This window comes from Mycobacterium sp. NGS15 (genome assembly GCF_059813245.1).
In genome coordinates, this window is record NZ_JCALEF010000007.1 from 41806 (window position 1) to 66663 (window position 24858).

22 protein-coding genes are annotated in these 24858 nt (G+C 65.6%); 15 read left to right on the forward strand and 7 right to left on the reverse strand.

The window, feature by feature from the left end:
* Window positions 1-9: 9 nt before the first annotated feature.
* From AC5Y5C_RS21120 to AC5Y5C_RS21130, 3 genes are all read right to left on the reverse strand, one after another.
* A complete protein-coding gene (locus AC5Y5C_RS21120; protein WP_499976205.1) occupies window positions 10-237 on the reverse strand; it encodes a 4Fe-4S dicluster domain-containing protein in 228 nt (75 codons plus the stop codon).
* A gap of 8 nt (window positions 238-245) precedes the next feature.
* Complete coding sequence (locus tag AC5Y5C_RS21125) at window positions 246-989, reverse strand: GntR family transcriptional regulator (RefSeq protein ID WP_499976207.1); 744 nt, start codon at window positions 987-989, stop codon at window positions 246-248.
* Window positions 990-1192: 203 nt separating this feature from the next.
* Window positions 1193-2062, reverse strand: a complete 870-nt coding sequence (locus AC5Y5C_RS21130; protein ID WP_499976209.1) for a LysR family transcriptional regulator — start codon at window positions 2060-2062, stop codon at window positions 1193-1195.
* A 59-nt stretch (window positions 2063-2121) separates the two neighbouring features.
* Here AC5Y5C_RS21130 and AC5Y5C_RS21135 point away from each other — a divergent pair, with 59 nt between their 5' ends.
* Both AC5Y5C_RS21135 and AC5Y5C_RS21140 read left to right on the forward strand, forming a co-directional pair.
* Window positions 2122-3279, forward strand: coding sequence for a flavin-dependent oxidoreductase (locus AC5Y5C_RS21135; protein WP_499976211.1), 1158 nt, complete (start codon window positions 2122-2124; stop codon window positions 3277-3279).
* Between the two features lie 99 nt (window positions 3280-3378).
* A complete protein-coding gene (locus AC5Y5C_RS21140) occupies window positions 3379-3705 on the forward strand; it encodes an SDR family NAD(P)-dependent oxidoreductase (protein ID WP_499976213.1) in 327 nt (108 codons plus the stop codon).
* A 34-nt stretch (window positions 3706-3739) separates the two neighbouring features.
* On the opposite strand, the gene AC5Y5C_RS21145 is transcribed toward AC5Y5C_RS21140, so the two are convergent.
* Window positions 3740-4453 carry a siderophore-interacting protein gene (locus tag AC5Y5C_RS21145; RefSeq protein WP_499976215.1) on the reverse strand — a complete coding sequence of 238 codons (714 nt, stop codon included), beginning with the start codon at window positions 4451-4453 and terminating at the stop codon, window positions 3740-3742.
* A 151-nt stretch (window positions 4454-4604) separates the two neighbouring features.
* Between AC5Y5C_RS21145 and eccA the strand changes: the two genes are divergently transcribed.
* From eccA to AC5Y5C_RS21205, 12 genes are all read left to right on the forward strand, one after another.
* The gene (eccA, locus tag AC5Y5C_RS21150) at window positions 4605-6467 is read left to right on the forward strand and encodes a type VII secretion AAA-ATPase EccA (protein WP_499976217.1); all 1863 of its coding nucleotides are present in this window, start codon (window positions 4605-4607) and stop codon (window positions 6465-6467) included.
* Window positions 6464-8029, forward strand: coding sequence for a type VII secretion protein EccB (gene eccB / locus AC5Y5C_RS21155; protein WP_499976219.1), 1566 nt, complete (start codon window positions 6464-6466; stop codon window positions 8027-8029). Before eccA ends, eccB begins: the two co-directional genes overlap by 4 nt.
* Window positions 8026-12075, forward strand: coding sequence for a type VII secretion protein EccCa (gene eccCa, locus AC5Y5C_RS21160; RefSeq protein WP_499976221.1), 4050 nt, complete (start codon window positions 8026-8028; stop codon window positions 12073-12075). The genes eccB and eccCa overlap by 4 nt, the downstream gene beginning before the upstream one ends.
* Window positions 12072-12380, forward strand: a complete 309-nt coding sequence (locus AC5Y5C_RS21165; RefSeq protein ID WP_499976223.1) for a PE family protein — start codon at window positions 12072-12074, stop codon at window positions 12378-12380. The genes eccCa and AC5Y5C_RS21165 overlap by 4 nt, the downstream gene beginning before the upstream one ends.
* 5 nt (window positions 12381-12385) lie before the next feature.
* Entirely contained in the window at window positions 12386-13951 is a 1566-nt protein-coding gene (locus tag AC5Y5C_RS21170) for a PPE family protein (RefSeq protein ID WP_499976225.1), read from the forward strand.
* 46 nt (window positions 13952-13997) lie between these two features.
* The gene (locus AC5Y5C_RS21175; protein WP_078324150.1) at window positions 13998-14291 is read left to right on the forward strand and encodes a type VII secretion protein EsxS; all 294 of its coding nucleotides are present in this window, start codon (window positions 13998-14000) and stop codon (window positions 14289-14291) included.
* A 34-nt stretch (window positions 14292-14325) separates the two neighbouring features.
* A complete protein-coding gene (locus tag AC5Y5C_RS21180) occupies window positions 14326-14616 on the forward strand; it encodes a WXG100 family type VII secretion target (RefSeq protein ID WP_030095673.1) in 291 nt (96 codons plus the stop codon).
* Between the two features lie 32 nt (window positions 14617-14648).
* Window positions 14649-15512, forward strand: a complete 864-nt coding sequence (locus AC5Y5C_RS21185) for an ESX secretion-associated protein EspG (RefSeq protein ID WP_499976734.1) — start codon at window positions 14649-14651, stop codon at window positions 15510-15512.
* A 65-nt stretch (window positions 15513-15577) separates the two neighbouring features.
* Window positions 15578-16963, forward strand: coding sequence for a type VII secretion integral membrane protein EccD (eccD, locus tag AC5Y5C_RS21190; RefSeq protein WP_499976228.1), 1386 nt, complete (start codon window positions 15578-15580; stop codon window positions 16961-16963).
* Complete coding sequence (gene mycP, locus AC5Y5C_RS21195) at window positions 16960-18318, forward strand: type VII secretion-associated serine protease mycosin (protein WP_499976231.1); 1359 nt, start codon at window positions 16960-16962, stop codon at window positions 18316-18318. The genes eccD and mycP overlap by 4 nt, the downstream gene beginning before the upstream one ends.
* A gap of 25 nt (window positions 18319-18343) precedes the next feature.
* A complete protein-coding gene (eccE, locus tag AC5Y5C_RS21200; protein WP_499976736.1) occupies window positions 18344-19297 on the forward strand; it encodes a type VII secretion protein EccE in 954 nt (317 codons plus the stop codon).
* A gap of 134 nt (window positions 19298-19431) precedes the next feature.
* Complete coding sequence (locus AC5Y5C_RS21205; protein WP_499976738.1) at window positions 19432-21288, forward strand: CocE/NonD family hydrolase; 1857 nt, start codon at window positions 19432-19434, stop codon at window positions 21286-21288.
* A gap of 10 nt (window positions 21289-21298) precedes the next feature.
* Here AC5Y5C_RS21205 and AC5Y5C_RS21210 read toward each other — a convergent pair whose 3' ends face one another.
* The gene (locus AC5Y5C_RS21210) at window positions 21299-21733 is read right to left on the reverse strand and encodes a pyridoxamine 5'-phosphate oxidase family protein (RefSeq protein WP_499976233.1); all 435 of its coding nucleotides are present in this window, start codon (window positions 21731-21733) and stop codon (window positions 21299-21301) included.
* A 79-nt stretch (window positions 21734-21812) separates the two neighbouring features.
* On the opposite strand from AC5Y5C_RS21210, the gene AC5Y5C_RS21215 reads away from it, so the two are divergent.
* Window positions 21813-22700, forward strand: a complete 888-nt coding sequence (locus tag AC5Y5C_RS21215; protein WP_499976235.1) for an SCO6745 family protein — start codon at window positions 21813-21815, stop codon at window positions 22698-22700.
* On the opposite strand, the gene AC5Y5C_RS21220 is transcribed toward AC5Y5C_RS21215, so the two are convergent.
* Complete coding sequence (locus tag AC5Y5C_RS21220) at window positions 22697-23794, reverse strand: LLM class flavin-dependent oxidoreductase (RefSeq protein WP_499976237.1); 1098 nt, start codon at window positions 23792-23794, stop codon at window positions 22697-22699. The genes AC5Y5C_RS21215 and AC5Y5C_RS21220 overlap by 4 nt on opposite strands.
* Window positions 23795-23833: 39 nt before the next feature.
* Entirely contained in the window at window positions 23834-24850 is a 1017-nt protein-coding gene (locus tag AC5Y5C_RS21225; RefSeq protein ID WP_499976240.1) for an ABC transporter substrate-binding protein, read from the reverse strand.
* Window positions 24851-24858 lie beyond the last annotated feature (8 nt).

Below are 24858 nucleotides of genomic sequence, written 5' to 3' on the forward strand. Positions count from 1 at the left end.
TGTCCTGACTTAACGGAGTAGATAGGGCATGTTGACGGTGACGGCCCCGGTGGGGCAGCGAGCCGCGCACGGCCCGCAGTACCAGCACTCGTCGACGTGCATGAAGGCCTTGCCGTTTTCTGGATTGATCGCCAGCGAATCCAATGGACAGATGTCCACGCACAGCGTGCAGCCTTCGATGCACAGCGACTCGTCGATGGTGACTGGAACGTCGATACGGTTGTTAATCAATGTCATCAGAAGCCTCAGATATCCCTTAACAGATTGCTGCGCAGTGTGATTCGATCACCGCGCATCCGGATGTACTCGAGATCGACGGGGGTCCCGTCGTCGAGGTGGGTCAGCCGCTCCAACAGCAGCAGGGGCGCGCTATCGGGCACTTGCAATGTCGCGGCCGAATGCGAATCTGCCGCAACGGCTTCCAGCGCCAGATTGGCCGACCCCAACCGGCGCCCGGTCACCCGCTCGATCAGGGCGAACACGTCATTGGTCTCGAGCCGGTGCTCGATGACCGCCTCCCCTATGTCGGAGGTGAGATACGTCTTGTCCAGGCTCAGCGGCAGATCACCGAGGTAGCGCAGCCGCTCGACGAAGATGACGCGTGCGCCGGGCTCTAGCCGCAACCTGTGCGCGACCGCAGGGGGTGCGTTCACCTCCTGGATGACGCGGACCTCGTTCCAGACCTCGCCATACCCCTTGAACGTCTCCTTGAGCCCGAGCAGCGCATCCAATCCGTGCTCGTACTTGCGTAACGCAACGTGGGTACCGGTTCGAGGTCCACGCTCGATGAGGCCTTCTTCTTTCAGCGTCGTCAGCGCCTCCCGCACCGTATTGCGGGACACGAAGAACTCCGCGGCCAGTTCCTGTTCGCTCGGCAGACCGCCGTCGGTGTATCCCCCGGCGTGGATTTGGTGGCGCAGCACGTCGGCGACCAACCGCGCTTGATCGGCGCGTGGACGGCGCAATGGCGTGGGCTCGGCAGCGGCCACAAGTTCTCCTGACGTGAGACAACCTCGCCAACACGCTAAAGGCCAGCTCAGCGGCCGTCCGGCGGATGAAATCGATATCTGTCAGGTCTGCTTCATTGCGCCGGTCCCCACCCACCCCTACCTGCTACGCATCGTCGGATGCGCACCATTGCGCCACCGCCGCACGCGGCGCCGGATTGGATTCAGGTTGATCGGAACGGCCGTCAGAGAACGGCCCGGGCCCGTTCCAGGAAGGTGCGGGCCGCAGGACCGACCGGGCCACCGAGGCGCCACGCCAGTGCGAGCCGTCCCCGCAATGCCGGTTGGATATCCAATGCCACCACGCCTGGCCGCGTCCGCAGATATGGAGCGGGCACCACGGCCACACCAAGCCCCTGTTCGACGAGGGTCAGTAGCGACCGCGGTGAGCTCGCTTCAAACGCCACATTCGGAGTGAGCCCTGCGGCCTGGCACGCGGTTTCCAGAATCGACCGAATACCGCTGCCGGTCGGCAGGCAGATCAGGATGCGCTCACAGAGTTTCTCCAGCGTGACCGTGCGCCGTTTCGCCAAAGGATCTGCGGTCGCGACCGCAGCCACCAGAGGTTGATCATCGATGATGCGCAGCCCCACCCCCTCCGGCTCTCCCGCACCCAGGGCGAGGATGGCGCCGTCCAGCCGACCCTCACGCAGCCCGGTGATGAGCTCGTCGGACCGGGCTTCGGCAAGGGTGATGCTGATCGCGGGGTGATCGCGATGGAACGCCGAGAGCAGCGTGGGCAGATCGGCGCCGTGCGAGGTGACGGTGCCGAATGCGATATGTCCGCGCAGCAGTCCCCCGATCTCGTCCGCGGCTTCACGGATGCCGTCGATCGCGGCGAGAGCGGTCCGCGCATAGGGGATTACCGCCTCACCCGCATCGGTAGGCCGGACCTGGCGCCCCGACCGGTCAAACAGTTCTTGCCCCAATTCGCGTTCCAGAAGGCGGATTTGGGCGCTTACCCCCGGTTGGGCGACGTGAAGGGAGGCGGCCGCCTTGGTGAAACTCGCCGCGTCCGCCACCGCCAGCAGATATCGGAGCTGATGAATCTCCATAAGCATTGATTATAGAATATGGAATATATAGATCTTGGACTTCTGAAAGTCGCCGGCCGATGCTGGATGCCATGAGCGAGAACAAAACACCCGTGGTGATTGCCGGAGCCGGTATCGGTGGGCTTACCGCGGCCCTGACCCTGCATGCCGCGGGCTTCAACGTCGTGGTGCTGGAGAGCGCACGCGAGGTCAAACCCCTGGGCGTCGGTATCAACATGCTTCCGCACGCCGTGGGCGTCCTCACTGAACTCGGACTGGGCGACGAGCTTGCGCACATGGGCATCGCCACCAGCGAGATCCGATTTTGCGATAAGCATGGCACCGTCCTGTACACCGAGCCGCGGGGACTCGCGGGCGGCTACCCGTATCCACAGATCTCGGTCCACCGAGGTCGTCTGCAACTCATGCTGCTCGATGCGGTGCGGGAACGCGTTGGATCACAAGCGATTCGGACAGACTGTCGGGTTCTCCAATTTGAGAGCGACGAGACGGGTGTCCGCGCGCGCACCGCCGACAGTGAATTTGCGGCAGCTGTTCTGGTGGGCGCCGACGGCGTGAACTCAGCGATACGCGCACAACTGCATCCGGTGGACCCATTGCGCTGGTCGGGCGTGCGAATGTGGCGCGGTGCAGCCGATATCGGCAGCTTTCTCACCGGGAAGACTATGATCGCCGCGCATGACGATACCGATCACGAACTCATCGCCTATCCGATCAGTGCGAACACCGTGAACTGGGTGGCGCTCGCACGCACCGATCCCGCCGGGGAACTCCCCGCCGGCGCACGGTGGAATGACCCCGCCACCGCCGATGAGGTGCTGGACCACTTCCCCGGCTGGGACTTCGGGTGGCTGGACATCGGCACGATGCTGCGCAGCACCCGACAGATCGTCGAATACCCCATGGTGGACCGCGACCCGCTGTCCTCGTGGGGCCGGGGCCGCGTCACGCTGCTGGGCGATGCCGCGCATCCCATGTATCCGCTGGGGGCCAACGGTGGATCCCAGTCTGTCGTCGACGCCCGGGTGTTGGCGCACGCGCTGTCGGAATCACCCGAGGATCTCGTGCGTGGGCTATCGGCCTATGAGGCCCAGCGGATCGAGGCGACACGCGAGGTGGTGCTGGCCAACCGCGCGATGCTGCGGTCTTGGGGCGAGAAGTCCGCAACAGGGCTGGAAAAAGTGGCGCGGTCGTATCGGCAGCGCACGAAGGCCTGACACGCAACTCGGCGTGAATGGAACCAACGACGGAGGTCATCCAACCAATCCACATGGCGCTCACATCCGGAGTCCAGGAATCGCTGGCTCAATAGGAACATGCACCACAACGCAACCTCCGGCGCCGACGGCTCGGCACCCGATGTCGTCGTCGTCCTCAATGCCGATGACCCCAGTGGGCGTGAGATCGTCCGGATCCTGGTGCGCAACGGGCATCGGGTCGTCGTCTGCGGCAGACACGCCACCGATCTGACGAGAATGCTCCACGGCTACGGGACAGATCAGGTCATGGCCATCGCCGCCGACGCCACCGACCCGCGGCAGCTGCGCGAACTCTGCCGACGCGCGACGGACCGGTTCGGCACCGTCACCACGATCCTGGATGCTGCGGGTAGGCAGATGCCGCGATTGCGGCTCGCCTCGTAGCTGCGATCAGGCCGTTCCTCTCGGTCCGTTGCCCTTAGGCCATCCAATACGCCTGGGCCTTGATCGATCTGCGCGGGATGCCGTAGTGGTCCTTGAGGACGCGCGACACCTCGCGAGTGGTCCGGGTGTCACATGCCACCCAACCGAAGAATTCGGAGGCATCGAACGCCGCCTCGCGGACGACATCGGCGAGCGACCGTTCGCCATGACGATCCACCCACACCGCATCCACGCCCACCGGCAGTGTTTTATCGCTCTCGTGCGCGGCCTCCAAAAACACCCTGGCCGGCCTGTCACCGATCGCCGCCAGCAGGGAGTTGATCGCCGGCAGGGATGCGGTGTCGCCGACAATGACGTATCCAGGCGGAGCCGGATCCGGGAGCTCGAAATGACTGCCTAGCACCGTTGCCTCGATCGTGTCGCCGACCAGGGCCGCCTGTGCCCAGCGAGCCGCCAGCCCGTCGTGCAGCGCGAATTCAATATCGACGGTATCGGCCTGCGGATCCGGGTTGACCAGTGTGTATCCACGCTGGTGAAGCTTCTCTCCATCCGAGAACCACAACCGGATCCACATAGTCGGATGGACGTCACGGCCCTGCAGCAGACCGCCCGCCGAGAAGCTGAGCCTCAGATAGTGGTCGGTCATCTCGCGCCGACCGGTCAGTGTTAGCTGAAAATCACCGGCCCGGAACAATTTGAGAACCCTGCCCTGCCATCCGCGTGTCGGTTGCGTCACTGTGCTCGGCATTACACCCCTCCTCGATTCACTGAGCGCACTATTAGCTTAGGCTAGCCTAACCATCCTGACCTGCACAAGGACCGGGTTAGCTATCGACACTTAGGTAAGGGAATGCTAATCTCTTGCCGAGCAAGCAACGGTGCATGAATAAAGGCGGTAGATGAGTACTCGCGAACGAGTTGGTCAACTCGAACGCCCGGTTGTGGCGGCAGTCACACCAGCGCGCATAGATCCCGAATTAGAGAGCCGGTTCGCAACCTGTTGCCGGGCTCTTGGTCTCTCTGTCAATGACAGGCGACGTCCCGCAGATTTGCCAGCAGCGCGTTACGGCTTCACCTCGCTGTGCCGGTCCGCTCAAGAACACTGCGATGTCTGGGTCGGGCTGGCGGCTGCCGGAGGCGCCACCATCGACGTCCTGGAAGCCATCTCGGAGACCTCGGCCACTGCCGGGCACCTTCAGCACGCGGTGAACCTGAACCCGGGTGATCTCACCTTTACCTATGACACCGGGCTCTACCTCGAGTTCCGTACCGGCGGGCCCGACGACTATCACCTCGCTTACGCGGCGGCCCTCGTGGACAAGGGTGACTTCGTCAAGGCCGCCGAGCTGATCGCCGACGTGACCGAGCGACGTCCCGGATGGTTCAACGCCCGCTGGGCCGCTGTCGCCATGCAGAACCGGGCTGAACGCTGGGCCGATGTCGTCTCACTGCTGACCCCAGTTGTCACCGACGCGTCACTGGACGCCACCACCTCGCACGCCGTACGGATCACCTTGGGTATCGCGCTGGCCAAGCTCGGCATGGTGAATCCCGCCTTGTCCTACCTCGAAGACCCCAGTGGTCCCATCGAAGTGGCCGCCACCGACGGTGCACTGGCGAAGGCGCTTAACCTGCGCCACCATGGTGACGAAGAGACCGCGACCGAGGTGCTTCAAGACCTGTACGCGGCCAATCCGGAGAACACCGAGATCGAGCACGCGCTGACCGATCCGAGCGTTGGCCTGCACACCACGACCTCCGCACGCATCGCCGCCCGCACCGATCCCTGGGATCCCGAAACCGAGCCCACCGAAGAGGATTTCATCGATCCTGAGGCTCACGAGCGCAAGGCCATCCTGCTGGCCGAGGCCGAGCAGCAGCTCAGCGAATTCATCGGCCTCGAGCAGGTGAAAGACCAGGTCTCGCGGCTCAAGAGCTCCGTGGCGATGGCACTGCGACGCCAGGACCGCGGACTGGCCGTCGGCCACCGCACCCACCACCTGGTGTTCGCAGGCCCTCCCGGTACCGGTAAGACCACAATTGCCCGTGTGGTCGCCAAAATCTATTGCGGCTTGGGACTTCTCAAGCGCGAGAACGTCCGCGAGGTGCACCGTGCCGACCTCATCGGTCAGCACATCGGCGAGACCGAGGCCAAGACAAACGCCGTCATCGACAGCGCGCTCGACGGCGTGCTGTTCCTCGACGAGGCCTACGCGCTGGTGTCCACCGGCGCCAAGAACGACTTCGGCCTGGTTGCCATCGACACCCTGCTGGCCCGGATGGAAAACGACCGTGATCGCTTGGTCGTGATCGTCGCCGGGTACCGCGCCGAGCTGGACCAGTTCCTCGACACCAACGAGGGTCTGCGCTCACGTTTCACTCGGTCTATCGAATTTCCTTCGTACGCACCGTCCGAGCTCGTCGAAATCGCATCGGCGATGGCATCTGTGCGCGACAGCAAGTTCGATGAAGGTGCCGCCACCGCGCTGCTCACTGCCTTCTCGGCGATGTGCGCGGCAGAGGCTCCCGATACCCGTGGTATCGCACGCCGCAGCATCGACGTCGCCGGCAACGGCCGCTTCGTCCGTAACGTCGTCGAACGCTCCGAGGAGGAACGTGAACACCGCCTTGATAACTCGGGCACCGAAGAGTTCACTGACGACGACCTCATGACCGTCACTGTCGAAGACGTGCAGGCATCGGTGGAGGCCATCGTTGCCGGCCTCGGACTGTCTGCTCCGGGGGCGTCGGTCCAGAAATGAGCGATAACCGAGAGAACAACAACGCCAACTCCGAGCGCCGGGCCTTCGCGTCACGCACCCCGGCCAGCGAGAGCCCCGAACCGCTGAAGTACCGCCGCGGCTTCGTCACCGGGCACCAGGTCACCGGATGGCGATTTGTCATGCGGCGCATCGCGTCCGGCGTGGCGCTGCACGACGCCCGCATGCTGGTGGACCCACTGCGCACCCAATCCCGCGCATTCAGCATGGGTGCCGTCATCGTCGTCACCGGCCTCGTCGGGTGCTTCGTCTTCAGCCTGCTGCGGCCCTCCGGTATCGCCGGGACCGATCCGGTGCTCGCCGACCGGTCGACCGCCGCGCTTTATGTCCGGGTGGGAGACAACCTGCACCCAGTGCTCAACCTCACCTCGGCCCGTCTCATCGCGGGCAAGGCCGTGGACCCTACGATGGTCAAAAGCACTCAGCTTGACCAGTTTCCGCGTGGAAACCTGATCGGTATCCCGGGCGCACCGGAGCGCATGGTGCAGGCCAAGAGCACCGACGCCGCCTGGGCGGTGTGCGAGTCCGGCCAAACCAGCACCGATAATCGCGCCGTCACCGTGATCGCCGGATCCTTGGACACCAGCGGCGACAAGGCCACCGAGCTCACTCGTGACCGCGCCGCCGTGGTGTCCTCCGACTCAGGCACCTGGCTGCTCTGGGACGGGCACCGCAGTGCGCTCAACCTCGGAGATGTCGCCGTCACGAGCGCCCTGGGCTTCACCACCCCGCCTGCCGTGCGACCCGTGACTACTAGCCTGCTCAACGCCATTCCCGAGGCTCCGGCACTAGTGGTTCCCGCTATCCAGGGAGCCGGAGCGCCCACCGCATACCCGTTACCCGTCACGGCGCCCATCGGCTCGGTGCTGGTGAGCTCCTCCAACGACAACACACCGATGTACTACGCAGTGCTGGCCGATGGCGTACAACAGGTTTCACCCGTAATCGCCTCGGCGCTGCGCAATGCGAACTCCTACGGTCTGGAGCAGCCGCCACGGCTGACCGCCGATCAGATCGCGCGCCTGCAGACATCGTCCGCGATCGACACCAGGGTGTTCCCCAACGCCGCCGTCAAGCCGCTAGCCGCCAACGAGGATCCGGTGCTGTGCACACGATTCACCAAAACGGCCGATGCTGCCTCGGATTCGTGGTCGCTGCTCGCGGGCTCGATACTGCCCCTTTCTGATTCGGTGCACACCGTGCAGTTGATCTCCCCCACCGCAACCCCCACCCGGGTCGCCATCACCCCCGGCATCGGATACCTGGTGCAACCGGGCGGCCGTGGCGGGTACCAGTGGATATCCGATACCGGTGTGCGTTACGGCATCGACACCGAGGCCGAGGGTGACAAGACTCTAGAGGCGCTCGGTCTGCACAAGCCCGCACTCACCATCCCTTCGTCGATTCTGGATCTTTTCGCGTCCGGGCCGTCGCTCTCACGCGCCGACGCCCTGCTGTCGCACGACAGCCTGACCCCGAGCGATCGGCCGACCACGCGCATCCAGACCGACAACCCATCTGCTCAGGCACAGGAGTCCCGTTGAGCCGTCTCATTTTCGAACCCCATCGGCGTGTAACGCCTCCGGCGACACCCGATGCGACGGTGACGGTCGAAGCACCGCCGCAACTGCCCCGGGTGGTGCCGCCGTCGTTCCTGCGGCGCGCCATGCCGGTCGTGATCGTGATTCTGATCGTCGGCATGGTGGTTGCGCTGGTCGCCTCGGGAATCCGACTCATCTCCCCGCAGACCCTGTTCTTCCCGTTCGTGCTGCTGCTGGCCGCCACCGCGTTGTTCCGGGGTGGCAGTGACAAGGTCCGTACCGAAGAGGTCGACGCCGAGCGCGCCGACTATCTGCGGTACCTGTCGGTGGTACGCGAAAATCTGCGCACCCACGCCACACAGCAGCGCAAGGCCCTGGAATGGTCGCATCCGGATCCCGAGGAGCTGACCACCCTTCCCGGCACACGTCGTCAATGGGAGCGAGACCCCGGCGATGACGACTACCTGGTGGTACGCGCCGGGCGCCATGATGTCCCGCTGGCCAGCCCCGTGCGGGTCAAGGACATCGCTGACGAGATCGATCTGGAACCGGTGAGCCACAGCGCTTTGCGCGGGTTACTGGACACCCAACGCACGGTGCGCAGCGCACCGCTGGGCATCGACCTGAACAAGGTTTCGCGCATCACGGTGCTCGGTGATGACGACGTGGCCCGCGCCTCCATCCGGTCGTGGGTGACTCAAGCTGCCACGTTCCACGATCCCACGCTGCTGACCGTGGCGATGGCCGGCCCCGGCGCCGAAGATGCCGACTGGTCCTGGCTCAAATGGCTTCCGCACGTGGACATCAGCGGTGAGGTCGACGGTGTCGGCCCGGCACGTTACCTGCGCCGCACAGGTGCCGAACTCTTCGAGGCACTGAAACCTGCTCTGTCCGACCGTGCACTGTTCGGGGCCGAATCCGGTGCCCATAAGCACCTGCTGATCATCCTCGATGATCCGACATACGATCTGGGCGGCGTGAATTCGCCCGTCCCGGCAACCGGACTCGACGGCGTCACCGTTATCCAGCGGCTCGACAGCCAGGAAAATTCGGGCGCTTCGGCGGGATCCTTTACGCTTCCGGAGTACCTCAACCCAGAACGTCCTGTGCTGCAGGTCAGCCGGAATGGTGTGAGCGCACGTATCGCGCGCTGGAATGGCAACGATTGGCAGCCGTACATCGACGAGGCCGATCAGCTCACGGTGGGAACCGCCTCACACGTGTCACGTCGCCTCTCCCGTTGGGACTCAAACCCGACGCATCCGGGGCTGCGGTCGGCGGCGACCGGCGGCGCGACATTCACCGCGCTGCTCGGCATCGAAGACGCCTCCCAGTTGGATGTTCCTGCCCTGTGGTCAACGCGTACGCGTGACGAGGAACTGCGCGTGCCGATCGGTGTGACTTCCTCCGGCGAACCGCTGATGTTCGACCTCAAGGACGAGGCCGAGGGCGGTATGGGACCACACGGTCTGATGATCGGTATGACGGGCTCCGGCAAGTCCCAGAGTCTGATGTCGATCCTGTTGTCGCTCTTGACGACCCATTCAGCCGACCGCCTGATCGTGATCTATGCGGACTTCAAGGGCGAAGCGGGCGCCGATATCTTCCGTGACTTCCCGCAGGTTGTCGCCGTGATCTCGAACATGGCCGAGAAGCGTTCGCTGGCAGATCGCTTCGCCGACACTCTGCGTGGCGAGGTCGCCCGGCGCGAGAACCTGCTGAAGCAAGCCGGTCGTGACGTGCAGGGTAGCGCCTTCAACTCGGTCCGCGAGTATGAAGAGGCGATCGCCGCCGGTCACGATCTGCCACCTATCCCCACGCTGTTCGTGGTGGCCGACGAGTTCACCCTGATGCTTCAGGATCACCCCGAGTATGCCGAGCTGTTCGACTATGTCGCGCGTAAGGGCCGCTCGTTCCGGATTCACATCCTGTTCGCGTCACAGACCCTCGACGTCGGCAAGATCAAGGACATCGATAAGAACACCTCGTACCGGATCGGTCTGAAGGTGGCCAGTCCCAGCGCATCCCGGCAAATCATCGGTACCGAGGACGCGTATCACATCGAATCGGGCAAGGACCACAAGGGCGTTGGTTTCCTGGTGCCCGCACCAGGGGCCGTACCCATCAAGTTCCGCAGCACCTATGTCGACGGTGTTTACCAGCCGCCGTCGACAACCACCACCGTGGAGATCCACGCCACCCCGCAACCCAGGCAGTTCACCGCGCTGCCAGTAGCCTCCGATCCCACCACGGTGATCGTCAAGGGTGGCTCCGACCGGCCACAGCAGCCGGCGCGCAAGCTGATCACAACGGTCGGCGGCCAGCTCGCCAAGGTGGGTCCGCGGGCACCGCAGCTGTGGCTGCCGCCGCTGGACACCACGATTCCGCTGGCGGATGTGCTGAGCCAGACCGGGATCCCGGCACGCCAGCTGCGCTGGCCGCTCGGCGAGATCGACAAGCCGTTCCAGATGCGCCGCGATCCGCTGATCTTCGATGCGACGTCGGCGGCCGGAAACGTGATCATTCACGGTGGCCCGAAGTCCGGGAAATCGACAGCTCTGCAGACGTTCATGCTGTCGGCCGCCGCATTGCACTCCCCTCGCGATGTCACGTTCTACTGCATCGACTACGGCGGCGGACAACTGCATGCGCTCGATGGGCTGGCGCATGTCGGCAGTGTGGCCAGTGCCTTGGAGCCCGAACGCATCCGACGCACCTTCGGTGAGCTCGAGCAGCTTCTGGCGTATCGCCAGCGTCTGTTCCGCGATCGTGGCATCGCCTCAGTGAGTCAACTGCGCGCGCTGCGCGACGGCGATCGTTCGCTGGACGACGGTTACGGCGAGACATTCCTGCTCGTGGACAACCTGTATGCGTTCAGCCGCGACAACACCGACCAGTTCAATACCCGAAACCCATTGCTGGCCAGGCTCACAGAGCTTGCCAACGCCGGGCTGTCGTACGGCATCCATGTCGTGATCACGACACCGAACTGGATCGAGGTGCCGCTGGCGATGCGCGATTCCCTCGGGCTGCGCCTCGAGCTGAAGCTGCACGACTCCGCAGACAGCAATGTGCGGGTGCCCGGTGCGCTGCGCCGCCCCGCCGAGAGCGTGCCGCACGATCAGCCGGGCCGCGGCCTGACCATGCAGGCAGAGCATTTCCTGTTCGCAGCCTCCGATGCCACGACCGTGGAGTCGGTCAACGCCGACTACCCCGGTGTCAAGGCTCCCGCCGTCCGCCTGCTGCCGGCAGACCTGGCGCCGAACGCCATCGGCCCGCTGTACCCGGGACACGAACAGGTGGTCATCGGCCAGCGCGAGCAAGATCTGGCACCGGTGGCGCTCGACTTCGCGCACAACCCACTCCTGATGGTGTTGGGCGATACCGGGTCTGGCAAGACAACGCTCTTGCGGCACGTCATCCGCACCGTCCGGGAGCACTCGGCACCCGACGAGGTGGCGTTCACGGTTCTGGACCGGCGTCTGCATCTTGTCGACGAGCCGCTGTTCCCCGACAACGAGTACACCCCCAATATCGACCGGATCACCCCGGCGATGATGGGCCTCGGCGCCCTCCTGGAAAAGCGGCGGCCACCCGCAGGGTTGTCGCCCGAGGAACTGCACACCTGGGCGTCACGCGGAGTGACAGCACAGCGGCACTACCTCATCATCGATGACGTCGACCAGATTCCCGATGCGCCGGCCGTCAGCGGTCCCTACATCGGGCAGCGACCCTGGAATCCGATCACGGGTCTGCTCGCCGAGGCGCGTGAGCTCGGGCTGCGGGTGATCATCACCGCGCGGGCCACCGGTTCGGGTCACATCCTGATGACCAACCCCATGTTGCGTCGCTTCCACGAGCTGCAGGCCAACACCCTGATGCTCAGCGGTAGCCCGCAGGACGGGGGCCGTATCCGTGGACATCGTTTCGAGCGTCTGCCTGCGGGCCGCGGAGTCCTGTTGTCGGATAGTGATGTCCCGACATATGTACAGACCATCAATCCACTCGTCAATGAGCATGCTGCTCAAGGAAGGGAGTACCCGCGATGAATCTCAATGTCGTTCCGGAAGGTCTGACCGCCACGAGTGCGGCCGTGGAAGCACTGACCGCACGGTTGGCGGCCGCTCATGCCGCGGCCGCTCCGGTGATCGGTGCCGTGGTTCCGCCCGCGGCCGACCCGGTGTCGTTGGAGACCGCGGCCGGCTTCAGCGCCCGCGGAATCGAGCACACCGGTGTGGCCCTGCAGGCGGTCGAGGAATTGGGGCGGGCCGGGCTGGGTGTCTCGGAGTCCGCGGCCAGTTACACCACCGGTGATATGCAGGCCGCCGCCACGTACATGATCGCGCGAGGCTAGCTCCGGTGAGCGCCCCCATCTGGATGGCATTTCCCCCCGAGGTGCATTCGGCGCTGTTGAGCGCCGGTCCCGGGCCGGGACCACTGTTGGCGGCTGCCGCCCAGTGGCAGGCGCTCTCTGTGCAATACACCACTGCGGCAACGGAGTTGACGCAGCTACTCGCTGCTACCAGCGCCGGATCATGGCAGGGTCCCAGCGCCACCCAGTATGTCGTCAGCCACACCCCTTACCTGGCGTGGCTGACCCAGCAGAGCGCGATGAGCGCCACCAACGCGGTGTTGCAGGAGACCGCTGCGGCCGGCTACACCACCGCGCTGGCCGCCATGCCCACGCTGGCCGAGCTGGCCGCCAACCACATGATCCACGGTGTGCTGATGGCCACCAATTTCTTTGGTATCAACACGATTCCGATCGCGCTGAATGAGGCCGACTACATCCGGATGTGGGTCCAGGCCGCCACCACCATGGGCATCTACCAGGGCGTCTCCACCGCCGCCGTGACTTCGGTCCCGCCGACGCAGCCCTCGCCCATGATCATGGCTCCCGGCGGCGAAATGTCCCGGATGGCCGCCGATATGTCCGGCATGGCGGCGCAGGCACAGGCAGCCGAATCCGGCACCGCGCTGGACGACAGCGAGAGCTTCTTCGAGAAGCTGATGCGACAGATTCAGGAGTTCTTCACCGACCCGCTGGGCACCTTGCAGAGGATCTTGCAAGACTTCATGCGTAATCCGCTGGAGGCGCTGGTGGCCTGGGGTCCGCTGTTGTTCTTCATCGCCTACGAAGCGTTTTTCATCCCCTTCGGCTTCACCTTCTGGGGCGTCATGTTGTCCGCGCCGCTGTGGCTCCCCCTGCTTCTGGTCGGACTGGCCCAGCTGATCAACCCGGTGCCGGTCGACGCCGACGCACCCGCAGAGGAACCGGCGCGGGAAGCCGCCCAGATCACACGCAATTCGCCTCAGCAGCAACCTTTTGCGATGGGCGGAATGCCCGGAGGCGGCGGTGCGCCACTGTCATCCGGTTCGAGTGCAACCTCAGCGCCGAGCGCACCGGCCTCGCCCGCTGCGGCGGCTGCGACTCCGGCGTACATGGTGTATGCGGTGCGTGAGGATCCGCCTCCGGTGCGGTTTGGGCCGACGCTCAATGAGGGTGCCGGGGCGAAGGCGCCGGCGGCGGGGATTTCGGCGGCGGCCGCGGCGGCCGCGTCGGCGCGCTCGCGGGCCCGCCGCAAGCGGGGTGCCCGGATCAAGGATCCGGCCCCGCAGTTCATGGACATGAATTCGACGGTGGAACCGGACTTCTCGGAGCCGGCCGCACGCCAGCCGGTCGGGGCGGGAGCCTCGGCGCGCGGCGCCGGTCAACTCGGTTTTGCCGGCACGGCGCCCAGGACCACCTCCACGACCACCGCGGCCGGTCTGATCGAACGCGAAGCCGCCGCCGATGCCATGGACGGCACCCGCACCACACCGATGCTGCCCACCACCTGGGGCACCGATACAAACCTGGACCCCAAGGACAGCGACGACAGCGAGGGCAGCGCTGAAGGGGGGCCAGCACCTGATCGGCCATAGACAACCAGAAACCACTGACAACACAACACGATTGAGGAGATGAATAATGAGTTTGCTTGATGCACACATTCCGGCTTTGGTGGCCGCTGAGGGCACGTTCGGTGCCAAGACCGCGTTGATGCGTTCGACGATTTCGCAGGCCGAGCAGGCCGCGATGTCGGCGCAGGCCTTCCATGTCGGGGAGTCCTCGGTGGCCTTCCAGGCCGCGCACGCCCGGTTCGTGGAAGTGGCCGCCAAGGTCAACGCGCTACTGGATATCGCCCAGATCAACCTCGGTGATGCCGCCGCCACCTACGTGGCCGAGGACGCCGCCGCCGCCAGCCGCTACATCGGCGTCTAACCCACCCCACTCGACGGAAAGGACAAAACCAAAGATGTCGCAGATCACGTTCAACTACCCCGCGATGCTCGCCCACGCCGGCGAGATGAACACCTACTCCGGTGTATTGACCGCCCTGGGCGCCGACCTGGCCGCCCAGCAGGCCTCTCTGCAGGCCGCCTGGCACGGCGATACCTCCATGAGCCAAGCCGCCTGGCAGGCCCAATGGAACACCGCCATGGAAGAACTCATCCGCGCCTACCGCGCCATGGGCACCACCCACGAAACCAACACCCTGTCCATGAACGCCCGCGACATGGCCGAAGGAGCCAAATGGGGCGCATAAACGCCCTTGGTGCTTCTGCACCTGATCGTGCGATGAACCAGGCCACCCGGTCACCGGACGCCGTCGAGCTGACGGTCGACCAGGCCTGGTTCCTCGCAGATACGTTGAGCGCCGGTACCTTTCCCTGGGTGCTGGCGATCACGGTCCCCTTCCGGGATGAGGCACAACGCTCGGGATTCAACGCCCAGCGCGTCCAGGAGCTCACCCGAGCCGGTGTCCTTAACGCCGAGGGTGCGGTGGATCCCGCCGTGGCGGGATGGATCCGTACCGTGTGCCGCCCCGACCGTTGGCTCGAACTGCGATACGTCGCGGCGGGTTCGGAGAATCCGGACGTGATGCGCGGCATCGTCGCGCACCGGCAATCGCAGGGCCGCCCGCAGACCGTGGTGTCCTTGCGTAATGCCCACCTGATCACCTTCACCGCGGTCGACGCCGACGACTCCTCGGCACTTGTCCCCAGTGTGGTTGCCGGACTGCGATGGCGCGCACCCGCGCGGTTTCCCGAATTCACACTGCCCACCCACGTGGGGGCAAAGGCAGACGAGCAGCTGCGTTCCGGCGCCTCGCTGGCCGATGTCGTGGGATACCTAGGTGTCCCGCCCGCTGCACAGGCCGTGGTGGAATCGGCGTTCATCGGTAACCGCAACTATGTCGAAGTAGTTGCTGGGCAACGTGATAACGCAACCCAACAGACCTCCGAGGTGGGCATCAGCGTGGTGGACACCAGCGCCGGGCGCATCCTCGTCAGCCCGCACCGCGCAGGGGACGGCACCTGGCTGTCAACCTTTGCTCCCGGAGCCCCATTCGCGATCGCAGTGGCCGTCGAGCAGTTGATGGCCACGCTCCCGAACGGGCACTGGTTCCCGGATGCCCGGCTGACCCGAGACTTCGACTGATGCTGTCGCTCTATTAGTTCCCCACTGTGCTCCACCCCCCTATCGAGAGAGTCAAACGAAACACCATGTCTGACAACGCCGTGATGCCCATCGTCCGGGTAGCCGTGCTCGGTGAAGAAAAGCTGACCGAGGTCGCTCTGCCGACCCAGCTGCCGATGCGCGACATCATTCCCGCGGTACACCGGATGGTGGCCCCCGATGCCACCGAGGCCACACCCCAGCGGCTGAGCCTGGCCCCGGTCAACGGTGCACCGTTCAGTGCCGATGCGACCCTGGACACCGTGGGGGTCGTCGACGGCGACCTGCTGACGTTGCGTCCGACGCCCGTGGGCCCCGCCGCACCCGGCATCGTCGAGGACATCGCGGATGCCGCCGTCATCTTCTCTGAATCGCGTAAGCGCCCGTGGGGTGCCGAGCACATCGCCCGCGTCGCCCGTTTGGGTGTTCTCGGTTTGATCGCGGCGGCAACGATTCTGGCCATCGTGCACAACGTGCGTACCGGATCGGCGTTGAGCCTTGCCGGCCTGGCCGCGGTGGCGGTTGCCGCCTCGATCGGGGCGCTGGTGGCACACCTGCGCTCACCGCGTCTGGGCACGGAGCTGGCGATCACCGCCCTGGCTCCCATTGCCGGTGCACTTGCCCTTGCCATACCGGGAGACGGACTGGCCCCGCGCGCACTCCTGGGCGCCGCCGGAGTCGCCGCGTGGTCACTGATCTACTTGATCGTGGCGCGCCAGCAGACCGCCTTCTTCACCGCGACCACGGTGCTCTCCCTTGGTGTCGCCGGTGCCGCCGGTGCCCAGATCCTGTGGCACCCTTCCCTGCTGGCCGTGGGTTGCGGACTGATCGTGGTGGCGCTGCTGGTCACCGTACGTGCCGCACAGCTGTCGGCCTTCGCCGCTCGATTCCCACTGCCCACCATTCCCGCGCCGGGTGACCCGACCCCCTCGGCTCCGGCGATGTCGGTTCTCAAGGACCTCCCGCGCCGCGTCCAGCTGAGCGACTCACACCAAAGCGGGTTCATCGCGGGCGCTTCACTTCTGGCGATCCTGGGATCGCTGGCGCTGGTGGGCGGCTCGGCACCGGCTAGCCCCTGGGCCTGGTATCTGGTGGTCGCGGTGAGCGCGGGAGCGGCGCTGCGGGCACGTGTGTGGGATTCGGCGGTATGCAAGGCCTGGCTGCTGGCGGTGCCGTTCGTGGTGACGTCCACACTGCTGGTGATCTTTGCCTTCGCGGGACGTTACACCGGCGCGCTGGTGGCACTCGCAGTGCTGGCGTTCTTGGTCTCCGCGCTGGCTGTCGTGGTGTTCAACCCGAAGATCGCTGAGGCAGAAAGCTACTCGCTGCCCAGCCGGCGGCTCCTGGGATTCCTCGCCTCGGGCATCGACGCCTCACTGTTGCCGGTCATCGCATACCTTACGGGGCTGTTCACCTGGATCCTCAACCGATGATCCGATTCATGTCTGTGGGCGCCGTCGCCGCGATGCTGCTGGCGCTGTCTCCTATGACAGCTCCAACCGCATACGCGGTGCCGCCCCCCGAGGCTGATCCCGCTGCGCTGCCACGAGATTCGGCGCCCAGCGCTACCGCCGGCATGCAGTCCGCGGCGTGCAGCACCACCGTGTTGATGCCCGGTACGGGCACAAGCGGAAAGCCATCGCCGGAGTTCGAGGAGGCATGGCGCTTCTCTCGCGGCGAGGGTCAAAGCGTCGTCATCATCGACACCGGTGTGCAGCCAAGCCCACGGCTGCATGTCGAAGGCGGGGGCGACTACGTCCAGTCCACCAATGGACTCACCGACTGCGACGGGCACGGGACCATGGTCGCCGGGATCATCGGTGCCCAGCCCGGCCCTGACGGATTCTCCGGCATCGCACCAGCATCCAAGCTGATCTCGATTCGCCAGGAATCCTCGAAGTTCTCCCCGCGAATCACCGGTGGCGATCCCACCACCAACGGCGCCACCCACTTCGTCAGCACATTGGCCCGGTCCATCGTGCATGCCGCGAACCTCGGGGCGCGCGTGATCAACATTTCGTCGGTCGTCTGCGTTCCGGCGGCCAAGCCCGTCGACCAGGCCGCACTCGGTGCGGCACTGCGGTACGCCGTCGACGAGAAGGACGCTGTCGTCGTCGCGGCTGCCGGTAATAGCAGCGGCGGTGGCGCCAACTGTCAACCGAATCCGCTCAGCGGTTCCGGCGCCGACCCGAGGAACTGGACTGGAGTGGACTCTGTGTCGGTTCCCTCATGGTGGCAGCCGTACGTGCTGTCGGTGGGATCGGTGTCCGCCGACGGTGTTCCCTCGAAGTTCACGATGTCCGGCCCGTGGGTGGGCATCGCGGCAAATGGCGAGAACGTGACGTCGTTGTCCAACGACGAAGAGGGTGGGTTGGCCAACGGAATGGTCGGCCAGGACGGCAAGCCACACCCCCTCTTCGGAACCAGTTATGCGACTGCCTATGTGTCGGGGGTCGCGGCGCTGGTGCGCAGCCGGTTCCCCGATCTGACCGCACGCCAGGTTGTTTCGCGGCTGCAAAGGACGGCGCGTGATGCGGGCCGGTCTCCGTCAAATCTTGTGGGAACCGGAACCGTCGACCCGGTGGCCGCGCTCACCTGGGAGGTACCCGCGGACGGGAACGCGCCCGCCGGGCCCAGCGCCCGCGCCGTCGTCCCGCCGCCCCCTCCCACCCCCGAAAACCCCCTTCCCCGGCGGCTCGCCTTCCTTGGCGCCGGTGTATGTCTGATCGCGGTGATCGTCGTCGCCGGGCTCAGTGCACGTCGCAGACAGGAGAGCACGAGTGAGTAAAAACGTGAAGCTGTATCGCCCCCCGGTGCCGTGCACGCTGCGGCTGACCCTGGTGGCGACGCTGGTCGCCGCGGGCGCGTTCGCGCTCTACCGCCGGGACCCCGCCGACCGCTGGATCGCCATCACCGCGGGCGTGCTCGCACTGGTTCTGCTGGTGTGGTGGCGTGGCACCTTCCTCACCGATATTCTCGGACGATTCACGAAGATGCTGGCCCGCAGGATCTCTCGCCGGTCCCCCGCCGGCCCCGCACAGCTTGTCGCGGCGGGAGTCGACGCGCGCACCACGGTGGCACTGGAGCTCAAGGCGCCTGTACCCGGTGAGGAGGTCCCGGTCGGGCTGCTCGCCGGATACCTAGACCGCTACGGCATGCGCTGCTCATCGATCCGGGTCACCACCGCCGACATCGTCGGTGCCGAGGGCAAGACCTGGGTGAGCCTGACCCTGAGCGCCGCCGACAATCTCGCCGCACTGCAGGCACGCTCTCCGCGAATCCCTTTGCGCGAGAGTGCCGACATCGTGGGACGCCGACTCTCCGATCACCTGCGCGAGCTGGGCTGGCAGGTCAATGCCGTCGACACCCCGGACGCACCGCTGCCGACCGAGGTCAAGGAGGGGTCGCGGGCGGTCTCCGACGATCGCGGCTACCTGGCCGCCTATCGGACCACGGTGAACGGCGATCTGCCGAACATCCTCGGGAACATCTGGAATACCCCACTTCCGGAGCGCTGGACCGCTCTTGAGCTCACCGGCACCATCGAGGCGCCCCGGCTGACCGTGGTGTGCGCATTACGCACGCAGGAGAAGCCGGAGTCTCGCGCTCCCTGGGCCGGGCTGACACCGTGCTGGGGCGAGCACCTGCTCGTCCTGGAGGCGATGAACCCGCTGTCGTCCAACAGCTTCAGCGCAGCCGGCACCCCGGTGACCGAAGAATTCCTCGACAGCCTCACCCAGCAGGACGAGGCCCCGGCACTGGTCTGAGCACGAGGGCTAGCGCACGTGATGCGCTAGCCCGCCGGGTGCGGACACCCGGTCCGTCATTTCCGGAATCTCGAAGATTGAACCTCTCTCGGTACTCTTTCGGGATGACCGCAGGTTCGGCCAGACGTCTGGGAATGTTCGCCGCCACGCTGAGCCTCATACTCGCGGCGTGCGGCCACGAAAGCCCCGGCCTCACCCCGTGGCCGCCGGCCGGCGGCCACGGCCCGTGTGCGGTCGCGAAGAAGACCGATGTGCCGGCGACCATGCGTGACGGCACGATCCTGCGCGCCGATGTCTACCGTCCCAAACTCAAGGACCCGGTGCCGGTCATCCTGATGCGCACCCAGTACGGCAAGAGCAGCGCGCAGGTCCAGCCCTCGCGGTTCCGGACTCCCGGCTGGTTCGCCTCACACTGCTATCTGGTGGTGGTCCAAGACGTTCGGGGTCAAGGCAGCTCAGATGGGATATTCACCGAATTCGGCAATGACGGCAACGACGGTTACGACACCGTGGAATGGGCGGCTGGACTTCCCGGGTCCACCGGCAAGGTCGGCATGTATGGGTCCTCGTATGTCGGTGCGACACAATGGCTCGCTGCCACCACGACTCCTCCGCACCTGACCACCATCGTCCCGTCGAACACTGCCTCCGACTACTACGACGGGTGGACCTACGAGGGCGGCGCATTCCGGCTCGGCTTCGTGCTGCCGTGGGCGATCGAGACGATTGCCACCACCGCGGCGAAGAACCGGGGCGATGACGCGGCCGTCGAACAATTGGAGGCGGCGAACGAGGAACGCGATCGCTGGCTCAATTTCCTTCCTTACCAGGACCTTCCACCGATGCAGCCAGGAAATCCGCACGTCGCGCCGTGGTATTTCGAGTGGATCCGGCATGCAACCCGCGACGACTATTGGAAGCGGTGGAGCATCCGGGATCGGTACGAGAACGTGAAGGTGCCGGTGCTGCATTTCGAGGGTTGGTACGACGCCTTCCTGCGCGGGGGCCTGGAGAACTTCGCCGGCATGTCCACCCGCGGCGGATCACCAGAGGCGCGCCGACACCAGCGCATCGTCATCGGCCCGTGGGACCATCTCGCCTGGGGTCGTGAAACATCAAGTCCGTCAACACTGTTGAAGGGCCTGGGAACCGGCGCCAGCAGTCCCGTCAACGAGCTGCAACTGGCATGGTTCGACCACTTCCTCAAGGGCGCCGACAATGGTGTCGCCGACGGGTCACCCCGCGTCGACTACTACCTGATGGGCGCCAACCGATGGAAGAGCGCCCCTTCCTGGCCCCTACCGCAGACGAATTGGACCGTGTATCACCTGGCCGGTCCGGGCGCGACACACAACGGGAGGCTGAGTAACTCGGCCTCGCCCCATGATCCGCCCGACACCTACCTCTACGACCCCGCCCATCCGGTACCAAGCGCGGGTGGGCACTCCTGCTGTGCCGCGGATTCGGCTCCGGAAGGTCGCTACGACCAGGCCACCGTAGAACAGCGCCCCGATGTGCTGACCTATACCAGCGAGCCGCTCACCACCGACACCGAAGTCACCGGACCGATCAGCGTCGACCTATGGGCTGCATCTTCGGCCCCGGATACCGACTTCACCGCGAAACTCGTTGTCGTGCAAGCCGATGGTGCCGCAGTCAACCTCAACAACGGAATTGTCCGCACCTCACTGACGCAATCGCTGTCCGACCTGCGCCCTATCGCGGCGGCGCAGCCGCACAGGTACCGCATCGACGTATGGCCGGTGAGCTACCGGTTCCGCGCCGGGGAGCGCATCCGGCTGGAGATTTCCAGCAGCGACTTCCCGCAGTACGCGCCCAACCCGAATACGGGCGCACCATTCGGACAGAACTCCGAGTTGCGCACGGCCACGCAGACGATCCTGCACGATGCGGTGCACCCGTCCACGCTCACGCTGCCCGTCATACCCGCAGGCGACCCAGGAGCCGAACAGTTCCCGATGCCTCGGTAATACCGGACCGCTAGCCCCAGTTCTCCGGGCCGCCGAGGTCCGCCGAGAGCCAATGCTCCGGGGAAACATAGACCGCGATCTGCTCGCCATATCCCTCCGAATATTTGAGATACCCCTCGAGCAGCTCCTCCGGGATATAGCGGGCAGCCACCTGCCGATGCTGGTCGTGCTCCAGGGGCACGACCTTGGTCACCGGTCCCTCTACGCTCACGTACCGCACCGTCGGCTGCTCACGGTCGACCATGAGCGTCAGCCGACCCGCGGCCTCGATCAACTGGTGCTTACGCGATCCCTTGCCCGTCGGAACCCAGAGCTCACCACCCGGGGTGTAGAAGTACCAGATCGGTACGGTCAGCGGAGCGCGGTCCGCCCCAGCACTCACCGAGATTGCCGCCACATGGGGCTCGGCCAGAAATGCTTGTCGTTCTTCCAAACTCAATCCCATACGACCACCCTACGAGCCCACACCGACAACCGCACCGGACTCGGCAGTCCACCAGGGCGCCCCATGGTTCACTGGATCGATGGCACGTCCGCACGCCCTCGCCCGGCGCCTCTACGAACGTTTCGAACCGATACACGGCATCACGTACTTCGCCCCGGAAGCACGCGCGGCCGCCGACGAGCTCGGCTACCGCGGATTCTGGCGCGGATACTTCGCTACCCGATCCGCACCCCTGGGCAGGGTAAACCCGAGAGTCGTCCAGGCCGTCTTCTACAACTTCGCCGCATTCCGGGTCGCCAAATCACTCGACGGTGCCTGGGAAACTGTCAGCCCCGAGCAGGCACTGGCCGCGCGGCAGACCGGCGCCGTCGCGGCGTTGCGGCGCTACGGCCTCACCGATGACGAAAATCTGCGCACCGCAGCAGAATTACTCGGCAAGGCGGCCCGCAACGCCTCGCCGGCCGGGCGTCCCTTGTACGCGGCGCTCACCGCCGTTCGGTGGCCCGACGACCCCGTCGCGGCGCTATGGCATGCCGCCACCCTGCTTCGCGAGCAGCGTGGCGACGCCCATGTTGCCGCGCTGGTCGCCGCGGGGATCGACGGCCGTGAATCGAACGTGTTTCACGTTGCGGCAGGTCGGACCACCAAGGACGGCATCATGCGCAGCCGCGACTATGACGAGGGCGAGTGGACGTCCATCGAACAGGATCTGACCCGGCGCGGCCTGCTCGACGACGGCGGTGGACTGACGCCAGAGGGCCGGGCACTGAAGACCGATATCGAGAGCCGAACCGACCGGGTGTCACTGCCGGTACTCGATGCTCTGACCGACGCCGAGGTGGAGAGGCTCTTTCGTGCGCTCACTCCTATCACCCGACAGGTGATCGCGGGCGGTGATCTACCCGCGTCTACACCAATGGGGTTGCAGCGCAATGACCTCGATGACGACAGCGCGGGTCTGGGCTAGGCGGCCAGCGCGCCCCGCTTCTTGAGCAGCGGAAGCACACCCTCGGCAAACCAGTACGCCTCTTCCAGGTGCGGGTATCCGGACAGGATGAACTCGTCGAACCCGAGTTCGTGGTATTCGGAGATCAGATTGGCGACCTCTTCGTGGCTGCCCACCAATGCCGTGCCCGCGCCGCCACGCACCAATCCGACACCCGCCCACAGGTTCGGATAGATCTCCAGCTTGTCGAGCCGACCGCCGTGCAGCGCCGTCATGCGCCGCTGCCCCTCGGATTCGGAGGCCGAATGCAGCGCCGTCGCGGCGGCGATCTGATCGGGGGTCAGCTCGCCCACGAGAGAATTCGCCACGGCCCAGGCCGCCTCGGAGGTGTCGCGGCTGATCGTGTGCAAGCGGATGCCGAATCGGAGGTTGCGCCCGCGCTCCTTGGCCAGGGCACGCACCGTCTCGATCTTCGCGGCCGCGGCCGCGGGCGGCTCACCCCAGGTCAGGTACACGTCGACATGCTCGGCGGCGATGGGCAGTGCCGCCGGAGACGATCCTCCGAAATACAACTGCGGCAACGGTTTTGGAGGCTCTGACACTCGCGCGTCGGTCACCGTGTAGTGCTTTCCCGAGTAGTCGACGGGTGCGCCCTTCCAGATATCCCGGACGATCTGCAAGAACTCCCCGGTGCGCTCGTATCGCTCGTCGTGGGTGAGCCAATCGCCGAAACGGCGCTGCTCGGTATCGTCACCACCGCTGACGACATTCAGCAGCAGGCGCCCATCCGAGAACCGCTGAAATGTGGCCGCCTGCTGCGCGGCCAGTGTCGGCGGCACCAATCCCGGCCGAAAGGCCACCAGAAACTTCAGGCGTTCGGTCTGCTCCAGCAGCGCCGAAGCCGTAAGCCATGCATCCTCACACCAGGTACCGGTGGGAGTCAGCACACCCTCGAAACCCAACCGGTCGGCCGCACGGGCTATCTCACCGAGGTAGCGCAGGCTGGGCTCGCGGTACCCCACCGGGATGGTGTGATGCGATGACGCATGCGAGGCGCCCACGATGGAACGGCTGTCACCGTTGGTGGGCAGAAACCAGAAGAACTTGGCGGCCACGGGAATTGATCTCCTTATGTGGGGATGGGGACGTGAGGGTTATTGGGGTGTGGCGAAGAACTGCTTGAGGACCTCGTTGAAGCGATTGTCGACGAAATCGGAGAATGTGGGCTTACCCTGGATCTGGCCCGACTGCGCGAACAAGTCAGTCAGCTTCTGCTCCGAAGCGCTCACCTCGCCGTTGAGCGGTATGGATAGGCGCAGGCTGCGCGCCTGCGCCAAAGTCGCGGCGGCAGGATCGATTCCGATTGCTGCCGCGTACTTTCCATACCATTCCTGCGGGTGCGCCCGAGCCCAGCTGCTGGCCCGCGAGATGCGCTGCACCAGATCCGACAACGCGGTGTTGCGTTGGGCATCCCGCAGCGCCGCCTGCGAAGCGACGCCGAACCCGTAACCGTTGGAGACGTCACTCGCGGTCGCGAGGGTGCGAACCTTGAGCTGCTTTTCGGCGATCGCGGTGTACGGATCCCAGATCGCCCAGGCATCGGCCTGCCCCTGGCTCAGCGCCGTGAACGCATCGGCGGGCTGTAGGAACACCACCTGGATGTCCTTGACGGTGAGGCCGGCTTTCTGCAGCTGAAGCAGTAGATGGCCGTGCGCCGAGCTGCCCTTGCCGACCAGTACCTTCTTACCCCGCAGGTCCGCCACCGAATGAGTCGCGGAGTCGGCGGGCACCAGGATCTGATCTCCGGAGGCGTCGTTCGTGTACCCGGATACCACCTTGATCTTGGCCTTGGCGGCCGCGCCGAAGATCGGCGGCGTATTGCCGGTAACGGCGAAATCGATCTTGCCCGCGGTCGCCGCCTCGATCTGTGGTGGTCCGGACGTGAAGGTAGAGAAATCGATCTTGTACGGCACGTTGTCGAGCTCGCCCGCCGCGCGCAGAAGTGCCTCGGTGCCACCCTTCTGGTCACCCACGTGCAGGGTGAGGCTCGCCAGCTCCGAGAGCGGGACAAGCTGCGGCGCAGCGGCGTCGCCCTTGTCGTCACGACCGGAGGTGCACGCCGACAGCGCCAGCACGCTCATCGCCGCGATCGCAACGATCCGACCCCTCATCGCCGGCC

What these genes read in the sequence shown, in the direction of transcription:
- mycP (WP_499976231.1), top strand. Translation starts at nt 16,960, where the DNA reads ATGATCCGATTCATGTCTGTGGGCGCCGTCGCCGCGATGCTGCTGGCG.
- AC5Y5C_RS21130 (WP_499976209.1), bottom strand. Translation starts at nt 2,062, where the DNA reads ATGGAGATTCATCAGCTCCGATATCTGCTGGCGGTGGCGGACGCGGCG.
- AC5Y5C_RS21175 (WP_078324150.1), top strand. Translation starts at nt 13,998, where the DNA reads ATGAGTTTGCTTGATGCACACATTCCGGCTTTGGTGGCCGCTGAGGGC.
- AC5Y5C_RS21225 (WP_499976240.1), bottom strand. Translation starts at nt 24,850, where the DNA reads ATGAGGGGTCGGATCGTTGCGATCGCGGCGATGAGCGTGCTGGCGCTG.
- AC5Y5C_RS21215 (WP_499976235.1), top strand. Translation starts at nt 21,813, where the DNA reads ATGGCACGTCCGCACGCCCTCGCCCGGCGCCTCTACGAACGTTTCGAA.
- AC5Y5C_RS21140 (WP_499976213.1), top strand. Translation starts at nt 3,379, where the DNA reads ATGCACCACAACGCAACCTCCGGCGCCGACGGCTCGGCACCCGATGTC.
- AC5Y5C_RS21135 (WP_499976211.1), top strand. Translation starts at nt 2,122, where the DNA reads ATGCTGGATGCCATGAGCGAGAACAAAACACCCGTGGTGATTGCCGGA.
- AC5Y5C_RS21145 (WP_499976215.1), bottom strand. Translation starts at nt 4,453, where the DNA reads ATGCCGAGCACAGTGACGCAACCGACACGCGGATGGCAGGGCAGGGTT.
- eccD (WP_499976228.1), top strand. Translation starts at nt 15,578, where the DNA reads ATGTCTGACAACGCCGTGATGCCCATCGTCCGGGTAGCCGTGCTCGGT.
- AC5Y5C_RS21205 (WP_499976738.1), top strand. Translation starts at nt 19,432, where the DNA reads ATGTTCGCCGCCACGCTGAGCCTCATACTCGCGGCGTGCGGCCACGAA.
- eccB (WP_499976219.1), top strand. Translation starts at nt 6,464, where the DNA reads ATGAGCGATAACCGAGAGAACAACAACGCCAACTCCGAGCGCCGGGCC.
- AC5Y5C_RS21210 (WP_499976233.1), bottom strand. Translation starts at nt 21,733, where the DNA reads ATGGGATTGAGTTTGGAAGAACGACAAGCATTTCTGGCCGAGCCCCAT.
- AC5Y5C_RS21165 (WP_499976223.1), top strand. Translation starts at nt 12,072, where the DNA reads ATGAATCTCAATGTCGTTCCGGAAGGTCTGACCGCCACGAGTGCGGCC.
- eccA (WP_499976217.1), top strand. Translation starts at nt 4,605, where the DNA reads ATGAGTACTCGCGAACGAGTTGGTCAACTCGAACGCCCGGTTGTGGCG.
- AC5Y5C_RS21120 (WP_499976205.1), bottom strand. Translation starts at nt 237, where the DNA reads ATGACATTGATTAACAACCGTATCGACGTTCCAGTCACCATCGACGAG.
- AC5Y5C_RS21180 (WP_030095673.1), top strand. Translation starts at nt 14,326, where the DNA reads ATGTCGCAGATCACGTTCAACTACCCCGCGATGCTCGCCCACGCCGGC.
- AC5Y5C_RS21185 (WP_499976734.1), top strand. Translation starts at nt 14,649, where the DNA reads ATGAACCAGGCCACCCGGTCACCGGACGCCGTCGAGCTGACGGTCGAC.